This is a genomic window from Pseudomonas sp. 5P_3.1_Bac2 (genome assembly GCF_025465995.1).
In the GTDB taxonomy this organism is placed as follows: domain Bacteria; phylum Pseudomonadota; class Gammaproteobacteria; order Pseudomonadales; family Pseudomonadaceae; genus Aquipseudomonas.
This window is the reverse complement of the sequence record NZ_JANLNY010000028.1, coordinates 132454-157061: the sequence shown is the minus strand read 5'-3', so window position 1 is coordinate 157061 and position 24608 is coordinate 132454. Positions and strand designations below refer to the sequence as shown.

Annotated in this window: 22 protein-coding genes; 5 read left to right on the top strand and 17 right to left on the bottom strand. The window is 59.0% G+C overall.

Going from position 1 to position 24608, the window contains the following annotated elements; genetic code table 11:
• Positions 1-1157 precede the first annotated feature (1157 nt).
• The 11 genes from NTD81_RS17935 to NTD81_RS17885 all read right to left on the bottom strand — a co-directional run bounded on the left by NTD81_RS17935 (position 1158) and on the right by NTD81_RS17885 (position 12974).
• Positions 1158-1748, bottom strand: a complete 591-nt coding sequence (locus NTD81_RS17935) for a GNAT family N-acetyltransferase (RefSeq protein ID WP_262184089.1) — start codon at positions 1746-1748, stop codon at positions 1158-1160.
• A 226-nt stretch (positions 1749-1974) separates the two neighbouring features.
• Positions 1975-2457, bottom strand: coding sequence for a VOC family protein (locus NTD81_RS17930; protein WP_262184088.1), 483 nt, complete (start codon positions 2455-2457; stop codon positions 1975-1977).
• A 364-nt stretch (positions 2458-2821) separates the two neighbouring features.
• Positions 2822-4147, bottom strand: a complete 1326-nt coding sequence (locus tag NTD81_RS17925) for a sigma-54-dependent transcriptional regulator (protein ID WP_262184087.1) — start codon at positions 4145-4147, stop codon at positions 2822-2824.
• Positions 4140-6059 (bottom strand): ATP-binding protein, encoded by a 1920-nt coding sequence (locus tag NTD81_RS17920; RefSeq protein ID WP_262184085.1) that lies wholly within the window; start codon positions 6057-6059, stop codon positions 4140-4142. The genes NTD81_RS17925 and NTD81_RS17920 overlap by 8 nt, the downstream gene beginning before the upstream one ends.
• A gap of 102 nt (positions 6060-6161) precedes the next feature.
• Positions 6162-6896, bottom strand: coding sequence for an amino acid ABC transporter ATP-binding protein (locus NTD81_RS17915; RefSeq protein WP_262184084.1), 735 nt, complete (start codon positions 6894-6896; stop codon positions 6162-6164).
• Complete coding sequence (locus NTD81_RS17910; RefSeq protein WP_262184369.1) at positions 6893-7564, bottom strand: amino acid ABC transporter permease; 672 nt, start codon at positions 7562-7564, stop codon at positions 6893-6895. The genes NTD81_RS17915 and NTD81_RS17910 overlap by 4 nt, the downstream gene beginning before the upstream one ends.
• Positions 7564-8310 (bottom strand): amino acid ABC transporter permease, encoded by a 747-nt coding sequence (locus NTD81_RS17905; protein ID WP_262184083.1) that lies wholly within the window; start codon positions 8308-8310, stop codon positions 7564-7566. Before NTD81_RS17905 ends, NTD81_RS17910 begins: the two co-directional genes overlap by 1 nt.
• A gap of 133 nt (positions 8311-8443) precedes the next feature.
• The gene (locus NTD81_RS17900; RefSeq protein WP_262184082.1) at positions 8444-9352 is read right to left on the bottom strand and encodes a glutamate/aspartate ABC transporter substrate-binding protein; all 909 of its coding nucleotides are present in this window, start codon (positions 9350-9352) and stop codon (positions 8444-8446) included.
• Positions 9353-9628: 276 nt separating this feature from the next.
• A complete protein-coding gene (locus NTD81_RS17895; RefSeq protein WP_262184080.1) occupies positions 9629-10741 on the bottom strand; it encodes a polyamine ABC transporter substrate-binding protein in 1113 nt (370 codons plus the stop codon).
• 76 nt (positions 10742-10817) lie between these two features.
• Positions 10818-11846: a histone deacetylase family protein gene (locus tag NTD81_RS17890; protein ID WP_262184079.1), complete on the bottom strand. Its 1029-nt coding sequence runs from the start codon at positions 11844-11846 to the stop codon at positions 10818-10820.
• A 135-nt stretch (positions 11847-11981) separates the two neighbouring features.
• Positions 11982-12974, bottom strand: a complete 993-nt coding sequence (locus tag NTD81_RS17885) for an AraC family transcriptional regulator (protein ID WP_262184078.1) — start codon at positions 12972-12974, stop codon at positions 11982-11984.
• A 351-nt stretch (positions 12975-13325) separates the two neighbouring features.
• Here NTD81_RS17885 and purE point away from each other — a divergent pair, with 351 nt between their 5' ends.
• The 5 genes from purE (at position 13326) to NTD81_RS17860 (ending at position 16603) form a co-directional block, all read left to right on the top strand.
• The gene (gene purE, locus NTD81_RS17880) at positions 13326-13817 is read left to right on the top strand and encodes a 5-(carboxyamino)imidazole ribonucleotide mutase (protein WP_262184077.1); all 492 of its coding nucleotides are present in this window, start codon (positions 13326-13328) and stop codon (positions 13815-13817) included.
• A 5-nt stretch (positions 13818-13822) separates the two neighbouring features.
• Positions 13823-14908, top strand: coding sequence for a 5-(carboxyamino)imidazole ribonucleotide synthase (locus tag NTD81_RS17875; protein ID WP_262184076.1), 1086 nt, complete (start codon positions 13823-13825; stop codon positions 14906-14908).
• Between the two features lie 75 nt (positions 14909-14983).
• On the top strand, positions 14984-15769 hold the full coding sequence (locus NTD81_RS17870) for a substrate-binding periplasmic protein (RefSeq protein WP_262184075.1): 786 nt from the start codon (positions 14984-14986) through the stop codon (positions 15767-15769).
• Between the two features lie 35 nt (positions 15770-15804).
• Positions 15805-16050, top strand: a complete 246-nt coding sequence (locus NTD81_RS17865; RefSeq protein ID WP_262184074.1) for a GlsB/YeaQ/YmgE family stress response membrane protein — start codon at positions 15805-15807, stop codon at positions 16048-16050.
• Positions 16051-16069: 19 nt separating this feature from the next.
• Entirely contained in the window at positions 16070-16603 is a 534-nt protein-coding gene (locus NTD81_RS17860; RefSeq protein ID WP_262184073.1) for a DUF3299 domain-containing protein, read from the top strand.
• A 182-nt stretch (positions 16604-16785) separates the two neighbouring features.
• On the opposite strand, the gene NTD81_RS17855 is transcribed toward NTD81_RS17860, so the two are convergent.
• From NTD81_RS17855 to NTD81_RS17830, 6 genes are all read right to left on the bottom strand, one after another.
• Positions 16786-17673, bottom strand: a complete 888-nt coding sequence (locus NTD81_RS17855; protein WP_262184071.1) for an HlyD family secretion protein — start codon at positions 17671-17673, stop codon at positions 16786-16788.
• A 25-nt stretch (positions 17674-17698) separates the two neighbouring features.
• Positions 17699-17902 carry a DUF1656 domain-containing protein gene (locus NTD81_RS17850; RefSeq protein WP_262184070.1) on the bottom strand — a complete coding sequence of 68 codons (204 nt, stop codon included), beginning with the start codon at positions 17900-17902 and terminating at the stop codon, positions 17699-17701.
• Positions 17889-19877 carry an FUSC family protein gene (locus NTD81_RS17845; protein ID WP_262184069.1) on the bottom strand — a complete coding sequence of 663 codons (1989 nt, stop codon included), beginning with the start codon at positions 19875-19877 and terminating at the stop codon, positions 17889-17891. The genes NTD81_RS17850 and NTD81_RS17845 overlap by 14 nt, the downstream gene beginning before the upstream one ends.
• A 636-nt stretch (positions 19878-20513) precedes the next feature.
• Entirely contained in the window at positions 20514-23126 is a 2613-nt protein-coding gene (locus NTD81_RS17840; protein ID WP_262184068.1) for a T6SS phospholipase effector Tle1-like catalytic domain-containing protein, read from the bottom strand.
• Complete coding sequence (locus NTD81_RS17835; RefSeq protein ID WP_410017180.1) at positions 23111-23668, bottom strand: DUF3304 domain-containing protein; 558 nt, start codon at positions 23666-23668, stop codon at positions 23111-23113. The genes NTD81_RS17840 and NTD81_RS17835 overlap by 16 nt, the downstream gene beginning before the upstream one ends.
• A 100-nt stretch (positions 23669-23768) precedes the next feature.
• On the bottom strand, positions 23769-24596 hold the full coding sequence (locus NTD81_RS17830; protein ID WP_262184067.1) for a DUF4123 domain-containing protein: 828 nt from the start codon (positions 24594-24596) through the stop codon (positions 23769-23771).
• Positions 24597-24608 lie beyond the last annotated feature (12 nt).

Below are 24608 nucleotides of genomic sequence, written 5' to 3'. Positions count from 1 at the left end.
CGCAATTAACCTTATTTGGGGGTGGGGTATACACCGAAAACTTTAGGGCTCAAAGCTTAGGGGGGTATTCATATTGTGCAAGTTGTTATCAGGCGCTAGCGATAAATGGTCTATACAGTTAAATTCTATAAAAATTTAATTGGCTTGTTTATTAAGGAGTTCCATCAACGATTAAGCTGGTTAGCGATGTTTTTTTAAAAACTCAGGCGCAACTGGGGCGAAGGATCAGAGTAAACGTGCGGATTTTTTCAGCTGCCATTTCGATAATTACCGACGATTGACCTGTATTCAAGCCATGCCCAGCTAGTGTGTGTCGCAGATTGCGAGGCGACCGTGCGGTTGAATGTGGGAGGCAAATGTTGCTGGCGCATCGGTGGAAATTCCTGAGTGGTGCAAATTTGGTTAATGGCCATTAATTTATACTGATGGCATGCAGTACACAGCTAAATCGTTGCCAAGATAAAGACCGAAGCCGAGTGAAATGGTTCTAGTGTTATTTCCGTTCGCCATTAATTTGGGTTTATTTGGCTATGGCGCATCAGTCCTCTAGAGGTTGTATTCAGTGGGATACGCGCAGTAGAGCCTTGGCAAAATTATTTTAAGATTTTTATTTGCGCGCATAAAATATGGTCATTACCTAGTGCTAAAGTGTGGTTTGATCCTTTTAATAATAAAAGGAACTATGGTTTTGTTTATTTATGCTAAAGGCTAATTTGTGCTGATTGGTCGGGGTGAGCAAAATATTTTTATGAGTATTAAATAATACTGTCTTGTTTTTTGTGGGTTGGTTTGCTCCTGGGGAAGGATTTTTTATAACTGTATTTTTTCAGCGGCGAATATATAGGTTAATTATTGACAAGCTAAATATGTAGGCCTGTGGGCATCGTCTATCTCAGTGCATGTCATAAGCTTTGCACCATGACATAGAGATGGCTTGCAGCATGGACTAGCGCCACGATCTGTTTTTTACGTGCGGTGCTGCTGCTCTTTTAGCCCTCGCATACGCTGGTTTAAGGCGCGGTGGATATTTTTGTAGGAGTCGCTGCCGAGGAGGGTGCTGGTCATTTTGTCAATACAGTCGGGGCTGGCTCATGCTTAGCTGACCAGCTGTGCCTTCCTCGGTAGCGTTGAAGGACACCTGCGGCGGCTTGAGGAAGTCATGCAGAGTGTTGGCCGCCACATCGTACTGCTATTGCTAAGGGCGCCTGCGTAGCGTCTAAACGATACAGACAATGCTCGCGCAACCAGTGCCCGACCGGCACGGCCGGGTGCTCGAAATTGGCGGCCTCGCGCTGCATGTTGAGGCGTTGCATCAGGGCTTGTGAGCGCAGGTTATGCACGCTGGTAAAGGCGACGATTTGCGCAAGCTGGAGTTGGTTAAAACCGTAGGCCAGCGCGGCTTGTGCCGCCTCATGGGCCAGGCCCTGGCCCCAGTATGGTTGGGCTAGGCGCCAGCCGATTTCCACGCAGGGTGAGCAAGGTAAGTCGGCGTCGGGAATATGCAGACCGAGAAAGCCGATAAACGCGCCGCTGGATAATGCTTCCAGCGCCCAAAACCCCCAACCGCGTGCGGCGATCAGCTCGTGGCAACGGTTGGCGATGGCGTCGCTTTGCGCTTGGCTGAGCGGTGCCGGGAAATAGCGCATCACCTCTGGGTCGGCATTGAGTGCGGCGAACGGTGCATAGTCGCTGTCTTGCCATTGGCGTAAGCGCAGGCGTGGGGTGAGTATGGCTTGAGCGGTGGTCATAGCAACACCTGCGGTGGGGTAGCGGCGGGCTTCGGTTGACTGACCGCTGCAGTTTGGGTTCCGTGCGTGGTGCGGTTAAATGCCCAGCATGGGCCCTCGTGTTGGCTGCCAGCAGCGTGCCGGGTTGGTCGGTAAGCGCCTACAGCCCTAGGGCCACGCGCTGGTGGCTGGGCCAACATCTACAACGGGCCGGGCAGCGTTTCACCAGCGGCCTGGCGGCGTCTTGCTAAGCGCTGCCATCGGCAGGATTAACCTCGGCATGCAGGCCGATATCGGGCAGGCCGTGGCCGGCTGGGGCATGGGTAAAGCCGCGGCAGACCACGGCCAGTTTGTTGCCGTCGGGGTCACGCACGTAGGCGGCGTAAAAGTCCGCGTTGTACTGCGGGCGTAAGCCCGGTGCGCCTTCGCTGGTGCCGCCATGGGCGAGGGCCTGGCGGTAGAAGTCCTGCACTTGCTGCCAGGTGCTGGCGCGCAGCGCGACCATGACGCCATTGCCGGGGCTGGCCGGGGCGCCGTCAAACGGCTCGCACAGCCACAGCGCCAGTTCTTGGAGGCCGTCATCCTGGTAGGTGCCCCAGCCGGCCCAGTTGTGCCAGCTATCCTCGGAACTGGTATCGCAGCGCTGTAAACCCAGCGCCGCTAGGGTGGCATCGTAAAAGCGGCAAGCGCGGGGTAAGTCGTTGGTGCCTAAGCAAACATAAGTAAACATCCTTGCTCTCCTTCAGGACTGAGCCTGACTCGCCTCACCCGCGCGCAGTAATTAGCCATTCTCCTTAAGCCCAGCCGCTTTTGCGTCGCCTAAAGGATCAGTCCCTCAGTTTACGCCCAGTGCTGAAGTTGGCTTTGCGCTGCGCTTGCGCTATGGCGCAAACGGATTATCACCTTGGTGGTTTCGGCCCTTTAGATTGTGGCTTTGGCTGTTGGACCGCTATTGCTAAATCAGATTTAAGCGGCTGCCCCACTACGGCTATTGATTCCGATTAAGTCGGTGCGCAGCAATGGCCTGCCTGCCGTCAGCCAACTGCTGACGGATAGGCGCATCAAGGCGCCAGCCGCTTCGGCTTAGGCGCCTGTTAGGGCTGCAGGGCGTACTTCTTCACCTTATCGAACAAGGTGGTCTTGGCCATGCCCAGCGCTTGCGCGGTTTGGCTAAGGTTGCCGCTATGCTGCTGCAAACTGTCGCGCAGCAGGCGGCGTTCAAAGGCCTCCACCGCCTCAGCAAAGCTTGGCCCAGTGGCGGCGTCCGTCTCGTCCTCATGCAGCACCGGCAGGCCAAGGGCAAAGCGCTCCGCGACGTTGCGCAGCTCACGTACATTGCCCGGCCAGTCATGGGCCATAAGGCGGGTCAGGGTGGTGCGGTCGAGGTTGGGCGTGGGGCGATCGAAGCGCAGCGCCGCCAGCTGCAAAAAGTGCTCGAACAGCAGGCCGATATCCTCACGCCGTTCGCGCAGCGGCGGCAGGGTGAGGGTGACCACATTGAGGCGGTAATACAGGTCGCTGCGAAAGCTGCCGGCCTTGCTTTGCACTTCCAGATTGGCTTTGGTGGCAGCGATATAGCGACAGTCCACGGCGATGCTTTGGTTGGAGCCTAAACGCTCCAGCTGATGCTCCTGCAATACGCGCAGCAGCTTGACCTGCAAGTTCAGCGGCATGCTTTCGACTTCATCGAGCAACAGCGTGCCGCCATTGGCGTGTTCGATCTTGCCGATACGACGCTTGTTGGCGCCGGTAAAGGCATGGGCTTCGTGGCCGAAGATTTCACTCTCAAACAGGTTTTCCGGCAGGCCAGCGCAGTTCAGCGCAACGAAGGCTTTGTCCTGGCGCCGGCTGAAGTCGTGCAGACAGCGCGCGACCAGCTCTTTGCCGGTGCCCGTCTCGCCTTCGATCAGCACGTTGGCGGCGGTGTCGGCAATATTGCTGATCAGCTCGCGCAACTGCTGCATGGCCGGCGAGGTGCCGAGCAGACGCTGTTCCAACGCCTGCTTGCCGGCCAGCTGGCGACGCAGGCTGGATACTTCGCGGGCCAGGCGGCGCTGCTCCAGCGCACGGCGGGCGACATCGACCAGACGCTCCGGCGAGAAGGGTTTTTCCATAAAGTCGTAAGCGCCATCGCGCATGGCATTGACCGCCATGTCGATGTCGCCATGGCCGGTAATCAGCACCACCGGCAGGCTTGCATCGAGCTGCTTGAGCCGGCTTAGCAGCTGTAAGCCATCCATGCCCGGCAGGCGGATATCACTGACGACGATGCCTGCGAAGTCTTCGTGCAGCTGCGCCAGGGCTTCTTCGGCGCTGCCCACGCCCACGCTGGGAATATCTTCCAGGGCCAGGGCTTGCTGGCAGCCAAGCAGAACGTGGGGATCATCCTCGACGATCAGGACGTGCAGTGGCTCACTCATGGGAACTGGGCTCCTGTGGCTCGGGGGCTAAGCGCAGGCTCAAGATAAAGGCACTGCCGCCACTGGGCGGATGCTCCACGCTGAGGCTGCCGCCGGCGCTGGCGGCCAGGCTGGCTGAAAGGGTCAGACCAAGCCCCAGGCCTTGCTCGCCGGGCTTGGTGGTAAAAAATGGCTCGAACAAATGGCCGCGCACTTCGGCGGCAATGCCGCTGCCATTATCGCGCACCGTCAGTTGGTAGCTCCCGGCTTCGCTGCGGCCTTGCAGCCAGAGCTGCCGGTCGCTTTGCGCGGCCATGGCATCCAGGGCGTTGGCGATCAGGTTGATCAGAATCTGTTCCAGGCGCGTCTGCTCGATGGCCACCCGCACCTTGGCGGGCGCCAGGGGATAATCGCGGTGCAGTTGCAAGCCCGGGCAACTGCGGTGGTGTTGCAGCAGTTGCAAGGCGGCGTCGATGGCCTGGCCCAGATCGGCTTCGGCCTGGTCATCATTACGCCTGGCAAAGGCACGCAGGCTGCCGGTGATCTTACCCATGCGATCGACCAGCTCGGCGATGCTCTGCAAGTTGCTGCTGGCCACATCCAAGCTGCCGCGCTGCAAGAAACGCACGGTATTGGCCGACAGGGTGCGCAGTGCCGCCAGCGGTTGATTGAGCTCATGGGCGATGGCGGTGGACATCTGCCCGATCACCGCCAACTTGCCCGACTGCACCAGCTCATCCTGGGCTTGGCGCAGGGTGGTTTCGGCTTGTTCGCGCTCGCGCACTTCAGCCAGCAAGCGCTGGTTGCTGGCACGCAGGTCGGCGGTGCGCTCGGTGATCTTGCGTTCCAGCTCATTGTTGGCCCGTTGCAGCGCCTCGCGGGCGGCCAGGCGGGTGGCCAACACCTTGCGCCGCTGGTTGAGCGCCAGGCCGACAAACAACAGCAGGGCGAACGCTGCGCTGGCCAGCATGGCGTGGCTTAAGGCGCTGCGCCGCAGATCTTGCAGCGGGGTCATCAGGGTCAGGTGCCAGGTGGTGTCGGCCAGTGGCCGGGTCTGCGCCAGATAGGTGACCGGCTTGGCGCTGGGGGCGGGCTTGCCGTCACTGGCAAAGCTGACTTGCTCAATGTCCGCGCCGAGCTGTTCGCGGGCCAGCGGTTGCAGTTCTTCCAAGGCCCACCAGTGGTATTGCAGGCTGCGCGCCAAACGCTCGCGGGTTTCAGCGTCCAGCGGGCGGGTGGCCTTGAGGCGCCGCGCGGGGTTAGTGGAAAGGATGATGATGCCGTTCTCATCGGTGACAAAGGCCTCCAGATGGGCGCGTTGCCAACGCTGCTCCAGGCTGTTGAGGCGCACCTTAACCACCGCCACGCCGATGATCTGCCCAGCCTTTTTCAGGCCATGGGCCAGGTAATAACCGGGCTCGCCGGTGGTGCTGCCGATCCCGTAAAAACGCCCCAGGCGGCCCGCCATGGCGTCTTGGTAATAGGCGCGAAAGGCCAGGTCCTCGCCCAGGTAGCTGCTGGGCTCGCGCCAGTTGCTGGTGGCCACCACGCGGCCCTGCACGTCCAGCACATAGATGGCCAAGCTGCCGCTGCGTTGGTTGAGCCCTTCAAGGTACGCATTGACCTGCTCCCGGCGAAACGGTGTGGGGCTTTGCAGCAAGCGCCCGACACTGCTTTCCAGCTCCAGCAGGCTGGGCAGGTAGGTGTAACGGCTGATCTCGCTCTCTACGGCGCGGGCGTTGAGTTCCAACTGCCGCTGGCCATCCTCGGCCAGGGTTTGAATGCCAAACTGCGCGCTGATGCGATAACCGGCGTAGCCGCAGGCGGCGATCAGCAGCAAGGTCAGCGCAGTCAGCAGCAAGGCGCGCAGCCACCGAGGCTTGCGACTCCAGCCAGGCGGCACGCTATGAGCAGGGGCAGTAAAGGGGTCCAAGGCATCCTCGCCTATGTTTTTAGGACTGCCGCGTGGGCGGGCGCTGATGAGGCACTGGGCGCGGTGCTACAACCTTGTTTTAGCACCGCCCCAGTTTGCCGTTTAGTGCGGCAGGATATTGGCCAAAAACTGCTGGGCGCGCTCGGAACGCTGACTGGTGTCGCCGAAGAATTCTTCCTTGGGGCAGTCTTCGACGATTTTGCCGGCATCCATAAAGATCACCCGATCCGCCACCTTGCGCGCAAAGCCCATTTCGTGAGTCACGCACATCATGGTCATGCCTTCGTGGGCCAGCTGCACCATGACATCCAGCACTTCGTGGACCATCTCCGGGTCGAGCGCCGAAGTCGGCTCATCGAACAGCATCACAATCGGGTCCATGGCCAGCGCGCGGGCAATCGCTACCCGTTGTTGTTGGCCACCGGAAAGCTGACCGGGATGCTTGTTCGCATGGGCGCTCAGGCCGACGCGTTCGAGCAGGGCCAAGCCCTTCTGCGTGGCTTCGGCTTTGCTGCGACCGAGCACTTTGATCTGGGCGATGGTCAGGTTCTCGACGATGCTCAGATGGGGGAACAGCTCGAAGTGCTGGAACACCATGCCGACCCGCGAGCGCAGTTGCGGCAGATTGGTTTTCGGGTCAGCTATCGAGGTGCCATCGACCACGATATCGCCCTTCTGGAACGGCTCCAGGGCGTTGACGCATTTGATCAGGGTCGACTTGCCCGAGCCGGACGGCCCGCAGACCACCACCACCTCGCCCTTTTTCACTTCGGTGGTGCAGTCGGTGAGCACCTGGAAGTTGCCGTACCACTTGTTGACGCTCTGGATAGAAATCATACGGATAACCTTTTTTGCAGATGCTTGACCGCAAGCGATGCGCAGAAGCTGATCAGGAAGTACACCACCCCGGCGAAAATCAAAAACTCATGGGGCTGGCCGAGGATGTCGCCACGCGAACGCGCGGCGTTGAGGAAGTCCATCAGGCCGACGGTGTACACCAGCGAGGTGTCTTGGAAGAGGATGATACTTTGCTGCAACAGCAGCGGAGTCATCTTGCGAAAGGCTTGCGGCAGGATGATCAGGCGCATGCACTGACCGTAGCTCATGCCCAAAGCTTGCGCGGCGCCCAGCTGGCCACGGGGAATGGCCTGGATGCCGGCGCGGACGATTTCGCAGAAGTACGCCGCCTCGAACATGATGAACGCCACCAAGCACGAGCTGAACGCGCCGACCGGGGTGTCTTCACCGGTGATCCAGCGCAGGATAAACGGCACGGCAAAGTAGAACCAGGTGATCACCAGCAACAGTGGAATCGAGCGGAAGTAGCTGACGTAGGTGGCGGCAATCTTCGCCAGCAGCTTGTTGCTCGACATCCGCATCAAGGCCAGCAAGGTGCCCAGCACCACGCCGCCGAGAATGCCCAGCGCAGCCAGTTGCAGGGTCATCGCCATGCCTTCCCAGAGCCCGGGCAGGGCCGGGATGATGGCACTGAAATCCAATTCCATCATTTACCTCCCATGGAAATCAGGCCCGGCACGCTGACTTTTTTCTCCAGCAAACGCATCAGCAACATCAGGCTCATGTTCAAGGTGAAGTAAATCAGGGTGGCGAGGGTGAAGGCTTCAAACAGGTTGGCGCTGAATTCGGCGCTCTGTTTGGTTTGCGCCAACAGCTCCATCAAACCGATCAGGGAGGCCACCGAGCTGTTCTTGAAGATGTTCAAAAACTCGCTGGTGAGCGGCGGAATGATGATCCGATAAGCCTGCGGCAACAGCACGTTCCAGTACGTTTGCGCGAGGCTGAAACCCATGGCCTGAGCGGCGGCGCTTTGGCCTCGAGGCAGAGCTTCGATACCGGTGCGCACCTGCTCGCAAACCCGTGCGGCGGTGAACAGACCCAGGCACACGACGACGCTGAGGTAGGCCGAGGTGGCAGGGCTTAGGTCTTGTTTAAACCACATTTCCAGGGGTTCGGGCAGCAGGTCCGGCACCAGGAAGTACCAAAGAAACAGCTGCACCAAGAGCGGCACGTTGCGGAAAATTTCCACGTACAGGCGGGCAAAGCCGGCCAGCCAGCGATTGGGTAAGGTGCGCATCACACCTAGGAGTGAGCCGAGTAACAGGGCGATGATCCAGCCAACCAGCGAGATCGCGATGGTCCAGCCCAGGCCGGTGATAAACCAGTCCAGATAGATCTCGCTGCCAATGCCGGTGGACTTGAAGAAAATGCCCCAGTCCCAGTTGTAGTTCATGCGGGTTTCCCCTTGAGTGGTCCGCCGTTAGCGCCGCAGGAGGCGTCAACGGGCCGATGGAAGCGCGCTGCTTGCCCAGCGCGCAGGCACGCGCCGCCCAGGGGTTAACGAACCCCTGGTGCGGCTGGCCGCTTTAGAGTTGCTCAGCGGCTTTATCGGTAGGCTCGGCCAGCAGCTTTTTCAGCTCATCACTCATCGGGAAGTTGAGGTTGAGGCCTTTTGGCGGCACGGGCTGCATAAACCACTTGTCGTAGATGGCATTGATGTCGCCGGAGGCGAAGGTGTCGCTCAGGGCTTTATCCACCACTTGCTTAAAGGCTGGGTCGCCTTTGCGCATCATGCAGCCGTAGATTTCATAGGATTGCGGTTCGCCGACCACGACCCAGTCTTGCGGCTTCTTGGCCTTGGCCATTTCCCCGGCGAGCAGCGCGTCGTCCATCATGAAGGCCACGGCACGGCCGGACTCGAGCATGAGGAAGGCTTCGCCGTGATCTTTCGCCGAGATCACATTCATGCCCATTTTCTTCTCGGCATTCATGGCCTTGAGCAGGCGCTCGGAAGTGGTGCCGGCGGTGGTTACCACGTTCTTGCCCTTGAGGTCAGGGAAGTCATTGATGCCGGAGGTCTTCTTGGTCAGCAGACGGGTGCCGACTTCAAAGATGCCCACCGAGAAGTCCACTTGTTGCTGGCGCTCGGCGTTGTTGGTGGTGGAGCCACACTCGATATCCACGGTGCCGTTTTGCACCAGCGGGATACGGGTCTGCGAGGTGATCAGGTTGTAGCGGACCTTGAGGTTCGGCGCATCGAGTTCTTTCTTCAGGGCGTCGACGATCTTCAGCTGCAGGTCATGGGAGTAGCCCACGGGCTGCTGCGGGTTGTCGCCGTAATAAGAGAAGGGAATCGATGAGTCGCGATGACCCAAGGTGATGGTGCCCGAATCTTTGATCTTCTTCAGGGTGCCGGTGAGTTCTGCTGCCAAAAGCGGGGTGGAGATCAGCGTGGCAGCGATAGCTGCACTCAGTACACGGGGGAGAATACGCATGAATCTAGTCCTCGTTGTTGTTATGGTGGCTAGGCCACTGCTCTGAAATAGGTGTCCCACAGCTTGCAAGTTGCATGGGATGGGATGTCTCTTTAGACCGGATGTTCCATTCCTAAGTCAGTTAAGAGCAGGTTGTGTGCCAGTGCACGGAGGATTTATTGATGCGCCTAAGTGGTTGAATTTGTTTAATATTTTTTTGCGATAAAAAACGCAAAAAGCCCAACCGTTCGGCTGGGCGATTTTATTGGGATTTACCGTTCGGGAATCCGAACGGAATCAGGTGCCGGACTTAATCGCGGTCCACGCCCGGGTGCGCAGCCGCTCTATCTTCTGGGGCAGCGGTTTGAGTACATACAGGCTCTTTTGCGCTTCGGCCGTGGGCGTCAGCCCGGGGTTTTGGCTGATTTCAGCGCTGACTTTGGCCATGCCCTCTGTACTGGCGTTGGGGTAGCCAAGGAAGTCGCTGATCGAGGCAATCACGCTGGGCTCGATCAGGTTGTTGAGGAACTCATGGGCCTCGGCGACGTTCTTCGCACTTTTCGGGATGGCGAATGCGTCGTACCACAGCGGCGCACCTTCTTTAGGCAGGCGCCAGTCGATCACTACACCGTTGCCAGCCTCTTTGGCGCGGTTGGCAAACTGGAAGAAGCTGCCGGAATACCCCACTGCCACGCAGATTTCGCCGCTGGCGATGTCGTTCATGTACTTGGCTGAGTGGAAGTAGGCCACATAAGGGCGAATCTTCAGCATCAGCTCGCTGGCTTTCTGGTAGTCCTGCTCATTGGTGCTGTTGGGATCGAGGCCTAGGTAATGCAAGGCGATGGGCAGGATGTCGCTGGCCGAGTCGAGCATGGCCACGCCGCACTGCTTGAGCTTCTCCATGTTCTCCGGTTTAAACACCAGGTCCCAACTGTCCACCGGTGCGTCGGCGCCCAGTACGGCTTTGACTTTGTCGGGGTTAAAGCCCAGCAAAATAGTGCCGTACATATAGGGCACGCCATGTTCGTTACCCGGGTCGCTGGCGGCCATCAACTGCAGCAAGCCAGGGTCAAGGTACTGCCAGTTGGGCAGCTTGGATTTATCCAGCTTCTGGAACACCCCGGCTTTGATCTGGATATCGAGGTAGTTGTTGCTTGGCACCACCAGGTCATAGCCCGAGTTGCCGGTGAGCAGCTTGGCTTCCAGGGCTTCGTTGGTTTCAAAGGTGTCCCAGGTCAGCTTGATGCCGCTCTTGGCGGCGAACTCTTTAGGCACTGCCGGCAAGATGTAGTCGGCCCAGTTATAGATCCGCAGTTCGCGTTCAGCGCCTGGGTCTTCGGCTTGCGCGCTGGCGGCCAGCAGGCTGGCGCCGCACAGGGCCACGCCCAGCAGTTGCTTGATGCTCTTCATGTTGTGTACCCCTGAATCATTAGTTAGTCAGTTCTTGGCAGATCAGGAAAAACCGCATGACGCAGGCGCCTCAAGCTCAGGCGCCGAGAAAGCCCTCCAGCACGTTCACCGCGTTCACGCCAATGGCTTCCACCGCATAACCGCCTTCCATAACGAACAGGGTGGGTTTGCCTAAGGCGGCAATGCGCCGGCCCATGGCGAGATAGTCCGGGCTGTCGAGCTTGAACTGGGAAATCGGGTCATCTTTAAAGGTGTCCACGCCCAGCGACACCACAATCACCTCGGCGTCGAAGGCGCTGATACGCCCGCACGCTTGCTCCAGGGCTTCGGCCCAGACTGTCCACGGGCTGCCCATGGGCAGTGGATAGTTGAAGTTGAAGCCCTCACCGGCGCCCTCGCCCAACTCATCGGCATAGCCTAGGAAGAACGGGAACTCGAAGGCCGGATCACCGTGGATCGAGGTGAACAGCACATCGCTGCGCCGATAGAAAATATCCTGGGTGCCGTTGCCGTGGTGGTAATCGACATCGAGGATGGCCACGCGCTGTTTGCCTTGATCAAGAAAGGCCTGGGCGGCGATGGCGGCGTTATTGAGGAAGCAGTAACCGCCCATCAAATCGCCGGCGGCGTGGTGTCCTGGTGGTCGGCACAGAGCAAAGGCGCTGTGGGCGCCGGCGCTGATCTCGGCTTGGGCGCTGAGCGCCACTTGCGCCGCACTGTAGGCTGCTTGCCAGGTGCCGGCAGTAATCGGCGCGCCGCCGTCAAAGCTGTAATAGCCCAGCTCGCCATGCAGGTTTTGCGGGCGCACGCTGCGCAGGGTGCGCGCCGGGAAGGTAAAGGGCAGCAGATCACCTTCGCCATTTAGTGCCTGCCAGCGGCTCCAGGCGTGCTGAAAGAAGTTCAGGTAGTCGGCGCTGTGGATCCGCGCGATAGGCGCCAGGCCGAAGTCTTCAGGCGCTAGCACGGCGCCGATCTGGCGGTCTTGCACGCGCTTGAGGATATGGTCGGCGCGCTGCGGCTTCTCAAAACAAGGCTGTAATTTGCCGTCGATCAGCTCACAGGTGCCGTGGTGCAGGCGATGGTCATCGCTGTAATAAGTCCGCATGGTTTGCGCTCCGCCGCGTGGGGTCATGGCCTGCATTGTTGGCAGGCTTAGGCGCTGGGATGAACGCTGGGAACGGCCAAAAGGGGATAATTGTGGCCAAATTTGGCGCCCACTAATGTCCTGTGCCGGCGGTGCCTAACCGCGAAACTGACTCGGCGCCACTCCGCTCCAGCGCTGAAAGGCATGGCGAAAGCTGGCGGTCTCGCTAAAGCCCAGATGCTCGGCGATACGGCAGATCGGCCAGTGCTCTTGGCTGAGCAGGGTCTTGGCATGCTCATAGCGCAGTTCATCGAGCAGCTCTTGGTAATGGGTGCCGAGCTCCTGCAAATGCCGGCGCAGGGTGCGCGATGAGCAGTGCACCTGCTGCGCCAGTTGATCGAGGCTGGGTGGCGCGCTGAGCTGCTGGGCCAGCAACTGGCGGATACGCGCCAGCCAGGCCTGGCGATTGGTGAACTCGGTATTTTGCTTGCGACAGCGCTCGAGCATGTCGCAATGGGTCACCGCATCGGCCAGCGGCAGGCGTTTCTTCAGCCAACTGGCGGGGAAGGCGAAGGCATTGCGCGTTGCATCGAACTGCAAGGCGCAGGCGAAGTTATTTTTATACTGTTCGCTATACGCCGGCCGGGCATAACTAAACTCGGCGGCGCTTAAGGGCAGCGGCTCACCGAGCAGGTCATCGCAGATCAACTTGAGCGAACCGAGGCACATCTCGACGTTGAACTCATACAACGCCGCATCGTGCTGATAGTGACTGGCGCTGACCCAAGCCAGCTCGTCGGTAATATCCAGTGACAGCTTGAAGTACGTGCCGAGCAGGGCCGGATAACTGAGCAGTAACTGCCAGGCGTCACCTAAGGTGGCACTGGACAGCGCGGCGTAACCCACCAACCCGTAGGCGGACACATGCATGCGCTGGCCCAGCAGCAAGCCCAGATCGCTGCGCAATTGCAGAGCATTGCTGCATACCTGCAACTCTTGGGTGCGCGTGATGCGGGTGTCGGCGCAGTCTAGATCGGCCGCCACCAGGCCACTGCCCTGCAGCAGCTGAGCTGTCAGGGCGGCATCGGCGCGCAGGCTGGCGAGGATTTGCGAGACCACATGCAAGGTGGTGAGGTGGGCGTGCAACATCGACCTGACCCTGTGCTGAAAGATAAGCCAGAGCGAGCAATATCTGTGCCGTGGCTGATGGTGTTTGGCACGTTGGTGCGCCTTTAGCCGTGCGTATGCCCAAGAAACACTCGTTGGATAGCCTAGTAGCCGGTCTGCGCCAAGGCCTTCAGACGGGTCTGGATTGTCCCGCCAACCGTGCGGGGGATTAAGCCTTATGGTGGGTGCCCGAGGCGTTAGGCTTTACGTTATACTGCGCGGCCTTTAGCCGGTTGCCCGGCTGTAAATCGCAGACAAGCCACGCCGGTTCTCCCGCGTGGCTTGTTGGTTTTTGCCGCGCCTGTGGGCGCCATTACGAGAAGAGGCACGACGATGAGCGCACTGGTTGGCGTGATCATGGGCTCCAAGTCCGATTGGTCCACCCTTAGCCACACCGCCGAGATGCTGGACAAGCTGGGCATTCCCTACGAGGTTAAGGTGGTCTCTGCCCACCGCACCCCCGACCTGCTGTTCCAGTACGCCGAAGAGGCCGATGGCCGTGGCATCGAGGTGATCATCGCCGGCGCTGGCGGTGCTGCCCACCTGCCGGGTATGTGTGCGGCGAAAACCCATTTGCCAGTGCTTGGCGTGCCGGTGCAATCGGCTGTGCTGTCGGGCGTTGATTCGCTGCTGTCGATCGTGCAGATGCCGGCCGGCATTCCAGTGGCGACCCTGGCCATCGGCAAAGCCGGCGCGGTCAACGCGGCGCTGCTGTCGGCGAGCATCTTGGGCGCCAAGCACCCGCAATTCCACGAGCGCCTGAAGCAATTCCGCACAGAACAGACTGACACGGTTCTGGACAACCCAGACCCCCGCGAGGCCTGAGTAGCATGAAGATTGGTGTGATTGGTGGCGGCCAGTTGGGTCGCATGCTGGCCCAGGCGGGAACGCCGCTGGGCATGGACTTCGCCTTCCTCGACCCGGCACCGGACGCCTGCGCACAAGCCCTCGGCGAGCATATCCGCGCTGACTACAGCGACCAGGCGCACCTGCGCCAACTGGCCGATGAAGTCGATCTGGTGACCTTCGAGTTCGAAAGCGTGCCGGCGGAAACCGTGGCTTTCCTCTCCCAGTTCGTGCCGGTTTATCCCAGTGCCGACGCCTTGCGCATCGCCCGCGACCGCTGGTTCGAGAAGTCGATGTTCAAAGACCTCGGCATCCCCACCCCGGAATTTGCCGACATCCAATCGCAAGCCGATCTCGACGCTGCAGTCGCCAGCATTGGCCTGCCAGCGGTGATGAAGACCCGTACCCTGGGCTACGACGGCAAAGGCCAGAAGGTTCTGCGCGCGCCTAGCGACGTGCAGGGGGCGTTTGCCGAGCTGGGCAGCGTGCCGTGCATCCTCGAAGGCTTCGTGCCGTTCACCGGCGAAGTGTCGCTGGTGGCCGTGCGTGGCCGCGACGGCGAAACGCGCTTCTACCCGCTGGTGCACAACCGCCACGACAGCGGCATCCTCGGCCTGTCCATCGCCAGCACCGCGCATCCGCTGCAAGGCCTGGCCGAAGACTACGTGGGCCGCGTGCTCAAACAGCTGGATTACGTCGGCGTGCTGGCCTTCGAGTTCTTTGAAGTCGATGGCGGCCTTAAGGCCAACGAAATCGCTCCGCGCGTGCATAACTCCGGGCACTGGACCATCGAAGGCGCCGAGTGCAGCCAGTTCGAGAACCATCTGCGGGCCATCGCCGGCTTGCCGCTGGGTTCCACGGCCAAGGTGGGCGAAAGCGCCATGCTCAACTTTATCGGCGTGGTTCCCCCGGTCGATCAGGTGCTAAGCATTGCCGACTGCCATCTGCACCACTACGGCAAGGCCTTTAAGGTCGGGCGTAAGGTGGGGCATGCCACCCTGCGCTGCGCTGACCGCGCCACCTTGGATCGGCAAGTCGCTGCTGTTGAGGCGCTGATTAAAGCCAGCTGATTGACCTGCTGCGGCAATCTGCTGCAGGGCTGACTAAGCTCTTGGAATACGTCCTGTATTCCAGGGGCTTAAGCCATGTTGCGCGTCCTGCTAAGTTTCATCCTGATTACCCCCTGCTACGCCCAAGAGGTGCTGCTCGCCGCTTACCGTGAGCGCCCGCCGGAGATGCATACAGCCGGCGCCGAGCCGGTCGGGCCGCTGATTGAGCTGTTGGATAGCGCCGCCCTGCGCATCGGTGCCCGCGTCGAGTGGCGCAGTGCGCCATTTATCCGCAGCCTTGATGATCTGAAAGCCGGACGCATCGATCTGATCCCTCGGCTGATCTACACCCCTGAGCGCACGGCCTTTGTGCATTACCTGCCGAGCCTGGGCCGCCAGCAGCGCAATATCCGCTTTATCGTGCGCCCTGGACAACAGCTGCGCAGTTATGCCGATCTAGCCGGGCGCACCATCGGCGTTAAACGCGGCACGGTGTACTTCAAAGCCTTTGATAACGACAGCAGCTTGAACAAAAGCGCGGCCACCGATGATTACCTGCTGGCGGCGATGTTCCGTGCCCAGCGTCTCGACACCCTGATCGTGCTCGACCCGCCGGCCATTGAGGCGCAGTTCGCCGAGCTTCACTTCGAGCAATATCAGTACGCGGAGTACCAATACGAGCAGTCTTTCGCCAATCAATACGGCGCCTCGCGGGTGCTCTATGAAGGGCCGAAACGGGCTTTGTATGAGCGCCTGGCCGCCGTGCTGAGCCGGATGCGCGACAGTGGCGAGGTGGCTCGCATCTATCAGCGTTACGGCGTGCAGGCGCCACAAGTACAAGGCAGCTACGCTGAACCGGATAATCAATTGTCGGTCAGATAACGTTCTGCACACCCTGAAAACACTGGAGGTTTCATATGAGCATCATTGGCACAATTTTTATCGGCTTGATTGTGGGGCTGCTGGCACGTTTGCTTAAGCCCGGCGACGACAGCATGGGCTGGATCATGACCATCCTGCTGGGCATTGGTGGTTCGGTGGCAGCCACTTACGGCGGCCAGGCGCTGGGCTTCTATCAGCCTGGGCAAACTGCCGGTTTTATCGGTGCGGTGATCGGCGCGGTGGTGTTGCTGGTAATCTACGGCCTCGTGACCAAGAAATAACCTCCTGCCGAGTATCTCCATGCGTTATCTGCTGCTGTCTTTGTTGCTGAGCTGTGCCCTCGTCCATGCTGAACTGGCGGAAACCGACTGGCTCGACCTGATGCCAGAAGCCGACCGCAAGGCCTTGGAAGAGATGCCGGAGATCAGCCACGAAGGCGGCGAGCAGGATAGTCAGTTCTACAGCCCCGGCGGCCTTAAGCAGCAAGAAAAAGGCTTGCCGGCGGTGATGTATTCGAGCAAAACCGTGGCGGCGCTCAATGGCAAGGAGATCCGCCTGGGCGGCTATCCGGTGCCCTTGGAAACCAACAACGCCGGCCGCACCACCTTATTCTTCCTCGTTCCTTATCCGGGCGCGTGCATCCATGTGCCGCCACCGCCGCCTAACCAACTGGTGCTGGTGCGCTACCCCAAGGGGATCGAGTTGGCCGATATCTACCAGCCGCTGTGGGTCACTGGCGCGCTGAAGATTGAGCAGGTTAACAACGAGCTGGCCGATGCCGCCTACGCCCTAGATGCCAAAGGCGTGCGAATGGTTGAGGATGCGGATCTGTAAGCGCAGCTCTGTGAGCTTAGCTGCCCCAGCCCCAACACCTGCCGCGCCTATCAGCTGGCCCAGGCTCAATAGGCACAGCGCTGCACTGATCAACCCCGCAGCGCAAGCACCGACAGTAAACAGCACAACGCTCTGGCGGCCGCCAACAGGCCGTCCAGTCGCGCAGGGGGTGGCTGCTCCAGCTAATCGTTGTCTTTGGCGTCGGCCGCGTGATTGCGATCCAGCACGGTGACGCTGGCGGTCATGCCGGCGCTTAAGTGGAACGCCTCAGGGTACTCATCGAACGCGACCCGTACCGGAATCCGCTGGGCCAGGCGCACCCAGTTAAAAGTCGGCTCCACATCCGCCAGCAACTGGCTGTCAGGGTCGGCGTTACGGTCGGTGATACCACGGCTGATGCTCTCTACATGGCCCTTGAGCTTGCGATCGCCGCCCATTAGCCAGATGTCCACCGGATCGCCGACGTGAATTTGCGCCAGTTTGGTTTCTTCGAAATAGCCCTGGATATAGAACGAGCCTGCGGCCACCAAGGCCATCACCGGTTGCCCGGCATTCACGTAGTTGCCTTCGGCCAGACGCAGGTTGGTGATATGGCCGTCGCGCTGGGCGCGCACTTCGCTGCGTTCTAAGTTCAGCTTGGCCAGACGTACCGCCGCTTGGGCCTGGCGATAGGCGCCGCGTGACACTTGCAGATCAATCTGGGCGTTATCCACCAGCTCGGCACTGATCGCCGCCGTGCCCAGTTGTTTACGCCGCTGCGCCTGATGCTCACGTTGCCGCATTTCTTGCTGGCGGGTCTCGGCCAGTGCTTCGGCTTGTTCCAGCTCGGCGCGGTAGCGGTCCTGGTCGATGGTCATCAGCAGATCACCGGCCTTCACTTCTTGGTTATCCACCACGTTGAGTTTGACCACCCAGCCGGAAACGTCCGGGGCGATCGTCACGATGTCCGCGCGCACCCGCGAATCGCGAGTCCAGGGGGAGTACAGATAGTGCTGCCACAGCCACGAGCCGGCCAGGATGGCCAGCGCCACCACGCTCAGGGTTACTAATACACGCACCATGCTTTGCAAGGATCACACTCCTTAATTAATCCGCCTAGCGACCGAGCACGGCCACCACGGCCGCCAGTACGCAAACAAACAGCGCGCTGTCGAACAGCGCTTCATGCCAAATCCACTGGGTGACACCGATCAGCTCCAGCAGCCAGCGCAGCGCTCCGGTCAGTACGACGGCCAGCACCACGTAAATCATCAGCGGGCTTAGCAGTACGCCGGCAAATGACCACTCATGTAGCCCCATGCAACTCTCCTTGCAACACACACCACTTACGCCAGCCGGCACGCAATTGCCCTAAAGCCGCTTGGGCGAGGCGCCGGTGCGAGCTGGGCGGCAATTCATTGAGGGCTTCATACAGACGCGCAGCCACCTCGTTCAACGCGTCTTCGCGATCCACGGCCGGGCCTGCAGCCACGACTTCTTCGAAGCGTTTAGCAAAGTTAGGCCATGCCGGGCCTAAATTCGCTTTGAGCTCGCCCAGGCAGGCGCGCAGGTGGAGGATTTCGTCGCCCAGATCCAGCGCGGCAATACCTTCTTCCCACAGATCGCGGCGTTTACCCGGCGCCACCGGATAAAAGCGCGCCAGTTGCACCAGGCGGTCGGCCATGCGCCCGCCGAACCAGTTCTGCGCACCGATCAGGTTTTGCCGCGCCAACAGCGCCAGATCCCGCGCGGTGGCTTTGATCAGGCGGCGGCCATGCCAATGGGGGTTGCGCAGCTCGATCAGTTTGAACGCCAGCACCGCGCAGGAGCAGCCGATCAGCAAACCAATCGACTCGTTAGAGAAGAACGCCATGTTGTTATTGGCGCGCACGTTAACCAGGGTCAGCACGATAAATTGCAGGCAGAACGAGGTCGCCACCGCGCCGGTAGTCGGCTTGGCCATGCCCAGCGCGCCAAAAAATAAGGGCACGCCCATGGCCAGGCAAAGCAGCTCAAAATCGTTGATCAGTGGCATCAGCAACTGCCCGGAGACAAAGGCCACCGGCACCGCATACAAGGTGCCGCGCAAGAACATCATGCCCAGCTGAGCCGCGTTATCGCGGTTGGCAAACAGGCTGCAGACCACGCAGGTGAGCAAGGTCGCCCCGGCTGCCGAAGGCCAAGCGGTGGCCATCCAGAAGCCGGTGACCAACAAAAACGCCAAGGCGCTGCGCCCGCCATAAGCGGCTGCGGTTTGCCAGTCGGAGTGCCACGACAGCGGTGGCGGCGCGTTGTTACTGGCGCGCCCTTGCGCCACGGCCAGCAGTGAACCCTCGGCCTGCTTGAGCATCAACACCATCACCGCTAAGCGCTCCAGGCATTGCTGTTGCGCCGGCAGCCACTGCTCGTCGCGGCTGGCCTCTTGCAGCTGCTCATGCAGTTGCGGCCAGTCGCTCTGGTCGTAGTGCTCCAAGGCCTCGCGCATGCGTATTAACCAGGGTTCAATGGCCTTGGCATCGGCACTGGACAGCTGGCGCCACTGTCGGGTCACGCCGCGGGACAGGCGCAGCACACCGAGTAAATCGCGACTAAGCAGGCGCAGAGCTTGTGCCCGGTTGCGTCCCAATCGCCCTTCAAACCAGGCGTGCTCACGCTGCGCGTCGACAGCGATGATGCGCCCAAGCATCTCCAGCAGACCTTTGCGCGGCAACGACTCATCGCTCAGGGCCTGACGCGCCGAAATAATCCCCGTGCGCCAGGCTTCTTCCGCCTGCTGAACCAGCTGTTTTTCCACCCGGATCGGCCAGAGGATCACCGACACAAAGCTGGCGCAGAGAATCCCCAAGGAAATTTCCGTGCAGCGCGCCACCGCCTCAGAGAACACCCCAAGCGGGTGGCTGATCGAGGGCAGGCCGATGATCGCCACGGTGTAGCCGGATAACACAAAGGAGTAGGCCCAAGCGCTGCGCAACATGGTCGCCGCCGCCGTACACAGCCACAGCCACAACGCCACCGACAGCAGGAACAACCACGGCGCCTGGTTAAACAGGGCCATGAACACCACCGACATAGTGGTCCCGGCAATCGTCCCGATCAGCCGGGCAAAGCCCTTTTGCACCACCATCCCCGACAGCGGCTGAGCAACGATAAACGCGGTCATCATCGCCCACTGCGGCTGCGACAAGCCAAAACGCATGGCCAGCCACAAGGCTAGAAAACCACCGATAACGGATTTAATCGCAAATTTAACGGCAAGGGGGCTGGGCGCAATGTACGCCGCTAAGGGGTCCTGCACGCTAATCCCTCGCACTCATAAGAACTACAACCATAGTCGAGACCAACCACTCCAGCCCGCGCGGAAAACTCGGGCGTGCATTGTTAGCTAGCTATCTATATCTGTCCAGTGCCTGAACGCACCGAATATCGGTGGGTTGACCAGAAAAGAAGAGGGCTTGAGAGCGATATATGCGCACCGGCCGCACCTGATCTTGGTCCGATAAAAATTGGTTAAAACTAGCGTCTGCCAGCGATAAAGAGGGTATATGTCAAAGCTAGCTGAAGCCTTTTTCCTGGCTCAACTCGAAGCGTCGCGAGAAAGCCATCGGTCTAACGGCTAGCGATCCTAATTAATAGGCTCGCTGAAGGTTTAGATCATCCAGAGGCGCTATTAGTGTTCATTGGGGGCGCTCAACAACGCAGTTTTCAGTGTTTTCACTAAATTCAATGCGCCGAATATGGCCATTATCAACGAATGGAATTTCAGGGCAGTAGCGAGCGTCCCGAATGCAGTGGCTCTGGGTTCAAGTGTGGGATTGGTCTTTTTCTGTGGGGAGCTTAAAGCCCCCGTCCTGTTCATATGCAGCGCTTGTCCTGGATGACGAAGTTGTTATTAGAAAGCTTCGTCATCCAGGGCGTCTCTGTGCTGTTTGCGCTAGCTGTTTAGTCCCTCATTGACGGTATCAGCCAGCTTATCCATCCAGCTGGTTTTGTTTGCCGAGGCAGCGCTGTCGCTCTTGGCATCACCCAAGACAGCAACAGCTTGGTCCAGCAACCCGCTCATGTCCCCACTGTCTTTGGCCGCCTGTAACGCCTCTTTGGCCTTTATGGCTTGCAGTACATTCTGTAGCGCAGGAGTGGTGGCGGTTTGTGCGGTCAGAGGCTGCGGGGGTGGCAAGCTGCTGATCTGGCGGACCACATCGCCGGGGTTTTGGGTAAAAGCACGTAGAGCCTCAAGACCTTGCTGCATAGGCAGTGCAATACCGGTAAGCGGATCGAACGCACTGATCACCGGCAGTTTGGGCGTGCCGGTTAATACCGGTGTACCCAGCGACGGAATAATTAACCCCAGTAAGAACTTCGGGTCTCGCCGCTTGATCGACAGGCCCACGCTGGCCAACGCCAAACCCAGACCGACAACACGCCCCGCCGTGGCCAACACCGAGAGCCGTTTGTTTGACTCGTTATCGAAATGCACCACGCGGTAACGGAAGTAATCGGTAAAAGGCTCGCGTTCGTCGAGTCCTGATGAGTTCATAAACCAGGCCCGGGAGTCGTGTACGTGCTCATCAAAGAACTTGATCAGGTTTTCTTGCCCTGGAGCAGGTGTACCGGACACAAAGAGCTTTTTATAGCTGGCATCACCGTCTTGAGAAATGCTCGCGTATTCCTGAGCTTCATCTTCTTCGTTGATCAGATAGACCGTGCCGCCCAGCAGAAGATTGACGATCCCGCCCACGGAACCGGTGTCTTCCAACCAGTCCCATTCGCGCTTGTAATCACGGCGGAACTCGGCCGCGGCGCGGCGCAACTGTTGGTCATCCATCCCCGGCTCAAACGTTTTACTGATGTTGATGCGCTGGTAAGCGGCCTCGCCGCCGATGGTTTGCAGGTCTTTTTCGTACTGAGCTTGCTGGGTTGCGGTCATTTCTGGCAGCGGCTTGCCTTCACGGGCTGCCGTGTTCTCTTTGAGTTTTCTGGCATGTAGCCTTTTATAGGCTTCTTGCTGCTCATCCGGCATATCCTTGCCGCGAACATTGTTGTAGAAGGGCTGCTTCTCGATACCACCGGCATAGCGATCAATACGCCAGGCCGTTAACAGGGCGGTTTCACGTTTCATTACATCTTCAAGCGGGGCGGGTTTGGCTTGTTTTTGCCAGGCGTTGAAGCGAGTGATGAGCGTTTCAGATATGTCAAATTCGTTCTTTGTAAGCTCATCCATCACTCTCCATGATTCATACTGACCGATTACGCTGTCAGGAACTTGCAAAGGAGCCCCGGCCTTAAATGCCTCACGGTACATATGGTGCAATGGAACTTGCGACATGATCTCGCTGGGACCACCCATTGCTTTGCCTTGGTCTTTGCTTGGGTAACCGCCGCCTACATCCGAGTGCATACCGGGGTAAACAAACTCCTGAGTCCCTGCCCGATAGCTGGAGGGTTTGCTTTTATCCCGCTTGCCATCCGCCGTTTTTTCACGGCGACGAATGGAGTCCAGCGGGAAGCTTGCACGCTGCTCATGGGCAGATACCAAATGCACGCAGCGTTTAAGGAAGAGCTGGTCTTCCGGCAAGCCGGTGGGCATACAGGCCTGCAGATCACTTTCATCCGGTAAGCGCATGGTGTCATCGGCCCAGCTCATATGGCCGGCGGCAAAGGGCGCGCTGTCGGCCAGGCCAACAGCCGCCACGGTATCAAACAGACCGAGAAACTCGATGGACAGTGGCAGCCCGGCAAAGCGGTATTCCGTGCCGTTAGGCCCTTGGGTGCGGGTTAAGTCGGCTAGCCAGTTGCTAAAAGTTCGGGCCTGAGCTGCGCCACGGGAAAAGCCGTAAACATACAGGCGTAAGGCAAGTATCTCCGGCTTTTCCTGCGCGGTTTTGCGCTGTTCGAGTACCGTTTTTAGCTCTTGCTCATAAGGACGAATAGCCGCTTCGCGCTTGCGGCTACCATTACTCAACAGACCTCCACTGATTGTGTTAACGGTCCAGTTGGTACTCATGGCTTCAACCAAGGCATAGGTCTGGTCAAATGAGAGCGGTGCTTGACCTGAGTCCTTCAGCGTTTTTTTCAGGCAATCGATCAGGCGGGTCAGCCCCCAGTTGATGCGATTTTCTCCGCCCTGTGCCCCAATTAAACCCGCGTTGCTGGGAAGGTACTCTTTGATGTCCTCAAAAACCGTACCTACACCTGGGCTGTAATAACTAAACAGGCCAATCTCTGGTTTGTTAATGGACGTATGGAAAAGTCGCGCCACATTGCTGGTGCACAGTGGATCTAACTTATCTGACGGCTCGTGGTTATTGGTGCCGTCAAAGCATAGGCTCAGGTGCAGAGTTTTACAGCAAGGAGCGGGAGCCTGTTCTCCATTCTTTGCGGCACTGGTGGCTATGGCGCCTCGGTACTTGCGTTCATCCCTTGTTTGTAGGCGAATATTTGTGGCCACCTCCCCCGAGTCGAGCGGGAGTCCGCTACGAGTAAACGGCGGTGCTATCAGCACACTGCTTGATGCGGTTGTGCATTGAGGGCTCATGGCTTGGGACATTCCGTGTCCTCCATTTTTTTCGGAAAGTTATAGGGATAACGGGGGTCGCCTACAAACATATTGTTTGCTGAGACTCTGACCTGATCGCAGGGTAAAAAGTGTACTTTGATGGTTCCGGCCACATCGTATTTGGGAATTTCAACCGTGGCAGTGTGGTGAGTGTATTTAGCTGCGTGCTTTTTATATGCTGCTCTGTACTCATCCGTTCCAAGTGGAGGAAGTGGTGGGAATGGACGGGGGTTCGGGTCTTTCTCCCACTCCACAATCGCCCGCAATCCGGGGCGCCAAACGCGGGGCACTGAGCCACAACACACCTGGCCTCCTTCGCCGTACGGGCCAATATTTGGGCCACCAGCACCATTTACGGTAAAACGATTAATGGCTGCGGAAGTATGGTTGTAGCCCTCCACTGGGCCGCCAAGCATTTCCGACTCTTTGGCCATACAGCCGCTGAGAAATAGAACTGATAGCAGGCTAAACCCTAAGGCGATCAGTGCGTTTATGTGTGTTTTGATGGGTGTAGAACTCAGGAATTTGGACATTCCGTGTCCTCCATTTTTTTCGGAAAGTTAAAGTGGCCACGAAGGGCAATTGCTCGCGTAAATACTTGCTGTAGACCTAGATGATCAGCTGATAAGCGTTTCATATCACGACCTCTGCTTGTGCCTCTGCCTCTTCGGGAGGGGATATGGGGGAGTGCTCAGCCAGCCAGTTACGCACAAAGGCATCGCGTTGATCTGGGTCATGTAGGTCGGCACGGTTGGCGTCGAGTTGAGCGTGCATTAGGTGGCGCATCAAGGCCTCCTGTTGAGACAATCCATAGTGTTGGGGCTGTACATCCCAACTGCGACGATAGTCCTCAGCCTCAGCCCAAGCGATGAGCCCGGCGATTTGCAGGTTTTTCAGCACAAGGGTTGGCAGTGGCGATGGCAGCCCTTGCCGGCTCAGGTAGCCGGGTAAGCTGCGTGGTTGTTGATCTCGATCACACCAGTGCCACGAGATAATCGGCGCATGGAACCAGCGTTGATTGGGGTCAAGGGCTTCCGTGACGGCTGTAATCAGGCGCGGGTCGTAAAACCTGAGTAAACCCGTGCTTTTGCCGTTGTTCCACTGCACTTGAGTGCAGTGGCGCAGGTGATGAGTCAGGTCGGCAAAACGCCATGGACTGAGCAACGCAAGCAGGTGATGGTTTGCGTTTGGGCTGCTCAAGAGCGGCTTGAGCCAGGGCTGTTGCTCAAGTGTCTTAAGTGGCAGGCGCACCAGCCAGGGGCCGATGGAGGCAATAGCCTCTTCCGGCGTGTCTTGCAGTAGTAGGGCTATTTCCAATGCACCGTGCTCTTGAGTGAGCTCAGTTTGCAGCGGGTATTGCAGGTTGCTGCTGTCGATCAGCAGGTCGATATGGTGCAGGCGGGCCTCTTCGGCGGCGCTCAAGGTCTGGTTGAACCAAGCGGGGAATAATGGTTTGTTCATCGGTGTTGATCC